The 7,207-nt window shown below is 34.6% G+C and carries 4 protein-coding genes and 1 pseudogene; 3 read left to right on the top strand and 2 right to left on the bottom strand.

Annotated elements, in window-relative coordinates; translation table 11 throughout:
- Positions 1-29: 29 nt before the first annotated feature.
- Positions 30-2,396: a glycerophosphodiester phosphodiesterase family protein gene (locus ACJ2A9_RS23340; RefSeq protein WP_441424095.1), complete on the bottom strand. Its 2,367-nt coding sequence runs from the start codon at positions 2,394-2,396 to the stop codon at positions 30-32.
- Positions 2,397-3,161: 765 nt separating this feature from the next.
- Here ACJ2A9_RS23340 and ACJ2A9_RS23335 point away from each other — a divergent pair.
- From ACJ2A9_RS23335 to ACJ2A9_RS23325, 3 genes are all read left to right on the top strand, one after another.
- On the top strand, positions 3,162-4,550 hold the full coding sequence (locus tag ACJ2A9_RS23335; RefSeq protein WP_441424094.1) for a M48 family metallopeptidase: 1,389 nt from the start codon (positions 3,162-3,164) through the stop codon (positions 4,548-4,550).
- Between the two features lie 14 nt (positions 4,551-4,564).
- The gene (locus tag ACJ2A9_RS23330) at positions 4,565-4,996 is read left to right on the top strand and encodes an RDD family protein (RefSeq protein WP_441424093.1); all 432 of its coding nucleotides are present in this window, start codon (positions 4,565-4,567) and stop codon (positions 4,994-4,996) included.
- A 535-nt stretch (positions 4,997-5,531) separates the two neighbouring features.
- Positions 5,532-6,311 carry a hypothetical protein gene (locus ACJ2A9_RS23325; protein WP_441424092.1) on the top strand — a complete coding sequence of 260 codons (780 nt, stop codon included), beginning with the start codon at positions 5,532-5,534 and terminating at the stop codon, positions 6,309-6,311.
- A gap of 704 nt (positions 6,312-7,015) precedes the next feature.
- Here ACJ2A9_RS23325 and ACJ2A9_RS23320 read toward each other — a convergent pair.
- Positions 7,016-7,207, bottom strand: a pseudogene (locus ACJ2A9_RS23320) (site-specific integrase); the annotation flags it as partial.

Below are 7,207 nucleotides of genomic sequence, written 5' to 3'. Positions count from 1 at the left end.
ACCTTTTTCACTTTTTCACTTCTTGTTATTTATTCGGATACGTTAACTTCAATTGGTTCTGTTATAAGATTCCATTGTTCTCCAAGCATTGTAAAGGTATAAACTGCAAAGATATTTGCTGTTCCTGGACTAACTGCTGTAACGGTATTTCCCTCTACTGAAACGATACCTTCTCCGTCTTGAATAAAGAGTTTTGTTTCAATATTTTCTTTAAGATTATCACGATAGTGAACGAAGGATTTTGCTTGAATGGTAGTAGATTTACCTACTTTAAGATTACGCTTTTTGATTGGTGTTTCTAAACTTATTGGTGAATCCGTTAACCATTGGGTGTAATCAGTAATCGGTCCGATTAATCCATCTTTCAGCTGGCTTTCCAATGCTTGTTCATTACGGAATGTCCAATGCAAGTTTAATTGGCCGCGCTGACGCATATAAGTAATAAAATCTTTTGAGATACTTCCATAACTAGCGTTAAGAGTTGCATTAATAGTAGCAGCATAATTTAACATCTGCTGGGCATCATGAAGTCGTGCTTGTTGATTTCCTGCAACACCAGCAGAGTAAAGGAATCCAACTCCGATTTCAGGAGCTAACTCATGAATTTTTTTAACACTTTGGAAATCAAAACTTTGAACAAGTACTTGATTCATCATATCTTCTTCTTTAATTTCTTGAATAACCTTTTCTTCGATACCAGTATCTTTTAATTCTACTAATAAAACGACATCTTTACCTTTAAAGCCTTGTAAAAATTCACGGAACGTCGGAACTTTTTCTCCAGCAAATTCTTCTCCGAACTTAATACCAGCATCGACTTGACGAATTTCCTCTAATGTTAAATCCGAAACTTTTCCGCTTCCTGTTGTTGTACGGTCTATCGTATTGTCATGCATAATAATAAGTTCACCATCTTTTGTTACTTTTACATCGGTTTCAATTTGGTCTGCTCCAAGTTCATAGGCTAAGTTATAGCCGACCATCGTATTTTCTGGAGCAAGTGATGGTACGCCGCGATGGGCAGAAATAATTGGGCGTTGGACAATGGTGTTTTTTGGATATTGACTGAACACATCGATCGTATCTCCAGTATTTTCAGTAATAATTCCATCTACACCTAAGTGAATAAGACCATGTGCGTCACTTACATTGTTACCACCAATTCCCCAAACAGAAATCGTTCTGCTGTGTAAATAATGAATGATTTCAGGTGTTAGTAACTTCTGTGGAATCACTGCTACTTTAGATAAACCACGATGAACAGTAAACGCTAAGGTTTCTAAATCATGTTTACTTAATGAGTTTTTCGTATAGATGACTGCCCCGCGTGCGGTAGGAAAATCTTGTTTCAAGCTTTTAACAATGTCTGGATTGGTAGACATCACATGTACGTCTTGAATAGCTTCCTCAATTAATAGGTTTGTCAAGCTCTTTATATCACTATTGCTTTCGACTTGAAGAATAGGAATAACCTTTCCTTTTGTTGCTTGTAGTACTTCAGAAAGCAATACTCCGTTAGTTACTAATTCACCCGTACCATTTGACTCTACTCGTAAAACAATTGAAGAAATACCAGTGTTGATCATTTCGTTGAACTTGTCCATTGTTTCAAAAGGTGTAATGACTGTTGGTGCATTAAGAATATTTGTTTCAGGCTCGGAAGGTAAAAAGGCACTAGTTTCTTCTATAGGTGGTAATGCCTCTGTTTTACTTGTTAATTTAACATTATCAAATTCAACCGTTACACCACTAGCTTGGAATCCGACATCACCTTCAGACCAGGACGTTGCTAGATCGGTATCAATTACAAGTTGTCCATTTACAAAATGTTGAACCCGATTATCTTTTGCGATAACTTTAAGGCGGTAGCTTTTATTGTATTCAAAGGCTTCAGGATAGAACGTTTTAACAGGTACTTCCCATTGATTTTGCTCGTTGCGAATGGCAAATTCAAGACCGTTGATCACATTTGTTCCTCTTCGGATTGCAAATTGATAATATGGATAATTTTCCGATTGAATTCGATACATTAATGAAGCCCAACGAGTATTTTCAACAGCTGATTTGAAAGTCATATCAGCTTCGAATATGTAATCACCTGTATTTTCTTGCAAAGGTATAACTACGCGACTCGGACTCCCCGTACTTGGCGATGTTAGTACAAGTTTCCCATTGATAACTGTTCCGTTACCTTGAATGTTCTTCCATCCTTCTGGCAATTGCTGATTTTCTACTTGATCAAAATTTTCCTCCACTAAAAAAGTTTCTTGGCTATTTGCCAATACTGGTCTTTCCATTTTTGTAGTAGATGGTAAAATGTTTAGCACCATACTTGTTGATAAAACAATAGGGGCTACTAATCTTGCTTTCTTTTTTAAACTCCATTTCTCTTTCATTTAATACTCCTCCTTAGATTTTTTTTATGAGAGGCTCATCTACGTTCTCTTTTATATTAAGAAGGTAATATAAAGGAAATATAAAAATAATATTAATATTATTAGTTTTGTAATTTTTCGTTCGATTGATCTATTTGATGCCCCAAATTTTCATATTATTAGGATAATAGTAGAAGGTATGAAAACAGAAAAAAATACCATTTAACAATATAAATAGACAGATGGTTTATTTACTAGGTAAAAATTCATAAAGTAATATTTACATACTTTTACAAAAATTAAAAAGTTTTAAGAAATTAACCAAAAGACACACTCATTCACGTGAAAAGGAAAGAGAAAGTGCCTTCCCCTGATACAGTAAGTGTTATCGCACTAAGGGACAGGTCTTTTTTTTGCACCTTTTTTAGGATTTTACTTTAATTATCGGTTATAAACTTGGAGATTAGTATAGTTGATAAAAAATATTATTCCATTAATAAACGCCCAGATATTTATCTGAGCGTTTTGTGTGCGATTTATACTGTTAATTTCCTTTTAAAACCTATGCTAATTTGTATGTGATAATCATTGGCATTTTTTTTCATTAAAAAAATGTCGAGAAATACAAATGATAAAACGGTTTTTTAAAGTTTTCTCTCCTTGAAATGAACTCGTTAATGCAAAAGCATTCCTTTTTATTACCCAATAAATTCATATAGATTTTTTAAACTAAACTGCTATAATTTTTTCATTCACATATTTATAACAAATGGGAGAGCGAGCTAAATGAATCATTTTACACCACAAGAACTTATTCATAAAAATGAACGAAAATATTTTATTATTGTTCTTCTTTTCAGCCTTATCACATATATAGGGTTATTTATGTCAGTGGTAGGGATTATTTATGTTGGATTGTTCATAGGGATATCGTTATTTTTACACGGTTTATCGTTAGGGTTTATACGAACTAACGGGGTTCGCTTAAAGCCCGAACAGTTTCCAATCGTATACGAAAAAGTAAAAGAGCTATGTGAAAAAATGGAGATGTCTTATATCCCAGATGTTTATGTTATGGAATCGGGCGGGGCCTTAAATGCTTTTGCTACACGATTTTTTGGAAGAAATATGATTGTACTCTATTCAACAATTTTTGAACTCATTGAGCGAGAGGGAGAGGACGAGCTAGCTTTTGTTATTGCACACGAATTAGCACATATTAAACGTAGGCATATTTCAAAGCAATTAATAATTTTACCCGCCATGTGGATCCCAGGTCTTACCCAAAGTTACTCCCGCGCTTGTGAATTTACTTGTGATCGTTATGCAACTTATTATACTGGAAATTCAGAAGCAGCCAAAAATTGTTTAACGATGCTTGGAATAGGAAGTGCGTTGTACAAAAAAGTTAATCGCTCTAATTACTTGGATCAAATCGAAGAAGAAAAAGGTTTTTTCATTTGGTTAAGTGAAATATTATCGACCCATCCAACGCTTCCAAAAAGAATCAATCAAATTGAATATTTTCTAGGAGAATCTGAAATCAATTTAGGAACTAACAATCAACCTCAAAAACTCTGGTTATGGGTACCTGTTTCATTACTTTTATTTGCGGCGTTAATTGGTGGAAGTGTTTATTTACTAAATAAATTTGAAGAATCTTTTCTTTTTAGTGAAACTTCAATGAACTTAGATCTAGAAACAACACCATTAATTCATGCAGTGGTAGAAGCAGATATTGAACAAGTATATGCATTATTAGAAGAGGGAGTTGATCCCGATGAACAAGATATGGATGGTTGGACAGCGTTACATTGGGCAGTAAAAGATGTTAACACAGATGTAACAAAAGCTATTTTGGATTCAGGGGCAGATCCAAACCTCATGGATTACTATGGAGAAACTCCCCTGATGAAAGCGGCATGGGATGGTCGAGCCGAAATGGTTACCCTATTACTTGAAGCAGGAGGAACTATCAATGAACAAGATTATAACGGTTGGACTCCACTTATTTATGCAGTACAAAGCGGTGACATTGAGACCATTCAGATTCTTTTAAATGCTGGTGCAAACCAAGATATTAAGGATCATGGTCATTTAACTGCACTCATGCATGCAATTCAACAAGGGAATGACAAAGTTGTGAACTTATTAAGAAGTCAAAATAAATCATGATAGGGGAATAAGAAATGGAAACATCCAATCAAACAATTATAAAACCAGCCGGCTTTTGGATTCGGGTACTGGCTAATATTCTAGATACAATTGTTATTATGGTGCCTTTAACTGTAATTAGTTTTATGATTACTGGTACATGGGAAGGAGATATTTATACGAGTTTCTTATCCATCTTATATTATTTAATCATACCTGTAGTATGGTTTGGATATACAGTTGGTAAACGTATTGTTGGGGTTCGGATTGTAAAAGTAAATGGAGAAAAATTAGGATTTGGAGCCATGTTGATGCGTGTTTTCGTTGCTTCCCTTGTTTATGGTATTACATTGGGGATTGCCCTCATTGTTAGTGCCTTTATGGTTGGATTGCGAAAAGACAAACGAAGCATCCATGACCTTATTGCAGGAACTTATGTAACTTATGAAAGGCCGGAGAGACCTTAATTTTTTTTGTATGTTAATGTAATTGAAAAAAGTAAGATTACAATAGTTCAAAGTCAAAAGCAAGGGATAGTTAGTAATAACTGTTCCTTGTTTTAATTTAACTAAAAATACAGTTAGCATCATTGTTGATGTTATAAAAGGAGGGAGTATCACCAGAGATGTTTGAAAGGTTTAATACAAAAAAGGTTAATATCGAACCTATAATTGATCTAAATCCCCAAATATATAATTACCAATTGGTAGCAGTGGAGGAATATTTAGAGGCAGCGACTGATAGCCAAGCTGTAAACTCTAGAAGAATCAGTGGATATCATGTAAATCATCCATTCCTTAACAACTGTTCATGGTTCCTCAATTGAAGAGATTTTCCATTTTTATGCACCGAAGATATCAAATTTATTCTATTAATATTTTTTAAATTCTACAAAAGGTCCACATGAAACACCTATTTTAAATTGACATAGAATCCCATTAAGTCATCCAGGAATAAGATATATCGGTGAAATAACCTTAGATGCTTATAGGAGGGGGTTGAATGAATAGTGATCATCAATCAAATTTTTGGAATTGGTTATTATTTAAACGAAAAGAAAAAGTGCGAAGCGATAACCAAGAGGAGTTAATAACTTATATAAATCTCAGTGGAAGCAATTTTGAAGAAAGATTGGTGCAGACGGAGCAAGAGGTAATGGTACAACGCAAGGATGAAACCGGTGCTTGGCTGACAGAATACCGGACAAAGAAAGTTATCCCTGTCAAACAAGAGGTTTTGTCCGGGTATTTTAACCAAGCTAAACAAAATATTGTTATTTTTTTCTGTTGGACAGGGAATGGCGGCTTTTTAACATATACAATCATTGGACGAAAGCATGGAAAGATTGTAACTATGGAAAGCAATGAGTTTGTTTACAAAGGAGACATCTATTTTGAAAATGGAAGGCTAATTGAAAAAAATGCTAATCGATATTCTGAATGGATCGTTAAAAATGGGCGTTTCAAGTTGATTCCTTATAAAGTTCCAGAAATTCCTGGGGCACTTCGAATTGAATATTATATTTATCCGGATGAAAGGATAAAAATTGATAAGACTCACTTTACTGCACCAGTCGGATCCCTTGTTCAAGCCATTCGTACAGATCGAAATCCCCTTCCGGAAAAAGGTTATATCTATCCAACAGATCAATCGGACGATATGGTTGAATATCTACATGATCGTACAGAATCCTTTAGGATTCTTAAAAAGGGAAAGATTGAAATGAAAATTATTCCAGATGATTGGGGAAAGGGAGTTCCCGTAACAATTGAAGCGATTTAAAGCTAATGGAAATATTGGTAAGGTTTAAATAAATCTTTGTAATAGATAGTACATTTACGGTATCATGGGCGGCATGATGTAAGGTGCCCCCTCAAACCCTTGATTTTTAAGGATTTGTTAGTAAGATGAGAGTGGTTTGCTAACATTGAGGATATTAACGGAGGCTTCTCAAAAGTTGAAATAAACTTTTGAGAAGCCTCTTTTTTTATTTCTTGCGTTACATGGAGATAGACATCTTTCGTTATTTGATCATCGATATGGCCGAGCCGGTCCATGATTTGTTCCAGTGCGACACCGGCCTCAAGCTGTGTGGTGTGATTTCTTGGTTAAAATCCGCTAAGGCAAGTAGCCGTGCCATTCGGTTTTGAACAGTCTTGATGACAATGGGGTAACCATGTCGTCGTTCCATTTTGGTAAAAATAAAGTTCTTGTTATAGTAATAGTTACCTAATTGCTCGATGACTTTATTCTGAACCTTATTGTGTTCATTCAAAGCTTTGATGACTTCTTCATCTACAACAATTTTTCTGCGTGATTTTTTTGTTTTAGGTGTAACTAACTGATAGTTCATCGTATTATTATTTGGATTATAATATGTTTTGGTAATGCTTATTGTGTTTTTGAAGTCTACATCCTTTCACTTGAGAGCAACTAATTCTCCAACCCTAATACCTGTATAGGCTAGAATTAAAAACACCAAGTAATCATGTTCCATTATTTTTGGCTGTTCCTAAAAACAAGGCAAGCTCTTCTTTTTCAAGATACTTTGGAACGTCTTCTTCTAATTGTTCAATCGTTTTCTTATCCTTTTTCACATAAGCAAATTCAGTAAGGTCCTTCTTAATTAACTCCAGTTCTAGTGCCTTCCGAAAAATCGTGTAACCGTCAAGTAGAAA

It is taken from the genome of Anaerobacillus sp. MEB173 (assembly GCF_052119505.1).
Taxonomy (GTDB): Bacteria; Bacillota; Bacilli; order Bacillales; family JBJMAU01; genus JBJMAU01.
The sequence above is the reverse complement of the archived record's forward strand: the minus strand, read 5'-3'. Positions and strand labels throughout refer to the sequence as shown.

Coding starts and splice junctions, on each gene's coding strand:
- ACJ2A9_RS23325 (WP_441424092.1), top strand. CDS start 5,532: ATGAATAGTGATCATCAATCAAATTTTTGGAATTGGTTATTATTTAAA.
- ACJ2A9_RS23335 (WP_441424094.1), top strand. CDS start 3,162: ATGAATCATTTTACACCACAAGAACTTATTCATAAAAATGAACGAAAA.
- ACJ2A9_RS23330 (WP_441424093.1), top strand. CDS start 4,565: ATGGAAACATCCAATCAAACAATTATAAAACCAGCCGGCTTTTGGATT.
- ACJ2A9_RS23340 (WP_441424095.1), bottom strand. CDS start 2,396: ATGAAAGAGAAATGGAGTTTAAAAAAGAAAGCAAGATTAGTAGCCCCT.